The organism is Streptomyces capoamus, from assembly GCF_014654935.1.
Lineage (GTDB): Bacteria > Actinomycetota > Actinomycetes > Streptomycetales > Streptomycetaceae > Streptomyces > Streptomyces capoamus.
In genome coordinates this window covers 1-594 of sequence record NZ_BNBF01000125.1, presented here as the reverse complement: position 1 = coordinate 594, position 594 = coordinate 1, and the positions used below count along the sequence as shown (strand labels likewise).

1 protein-coding gene is annotated in these 594 nt (G+C 70.0%); it reads left to right on the top strand.

Annotated elements, in window-relative coordinates:
- Window positions 1-594 (top strand): AMP-binding enzyme (locus IE312_RS38080; protein ID WP_189986849.1); only part of this gene is annotated, 594 nt, incomplete at both ends.

Sequence of the window (594 nt, the reverse complement as noted above, 5' to 3'; positions counted from 1 at the left end):
CCGTTCGGGCCGGCGGGTGGCCGGTTGTATCGGACGGGTGATGTGGCGCGGTGGGACGGGGACGGCCGTCTGGTGTTTGTGGGGCGTGCGGACGACCAGGTGAAGTTGCGTGGTTTCCGGATCGAACTCGGCGAGGTCGAGGCGGTGTTGCTGGAGCATGGGCTGGTCGCGGATGTGACGGTGGTGCTGCGGGAGGACCGGCCGGGGGATCAGCGTCTGGTGGCGTATGTGGTCGCGGTGCCGGGTGAGGGTGTGGATGTGGCCCGGTTGCGGGCGGAGGTGGCCGGGAGGCTGCCGGAGTACATGGTGCCGTCGGCGTTCGTGGTGGTGGACGGGTTCCCGTTGACGGTGAACGGGAAGCTGGACCGGCGGGCGTTGCCGGCGCCGGAGGTGGCTGTCTCGGGTGCGGGGCGTGGGCCGCGGTCGGTGCAGGAGGAGATCCTGTGCGGTCTGTTCGCCGAGGTGCTCGGTGTGGACGGTGTGGGTCCGGAGGACAGTTTCTTCGATCTGGGTGGGCATTCCCTGCTCGTGACGCGTCTGGTGAGCCGGGTGCGGACGGTGACGGGCGCGGAGGTGTCCGTCAGCGCCCTGTTC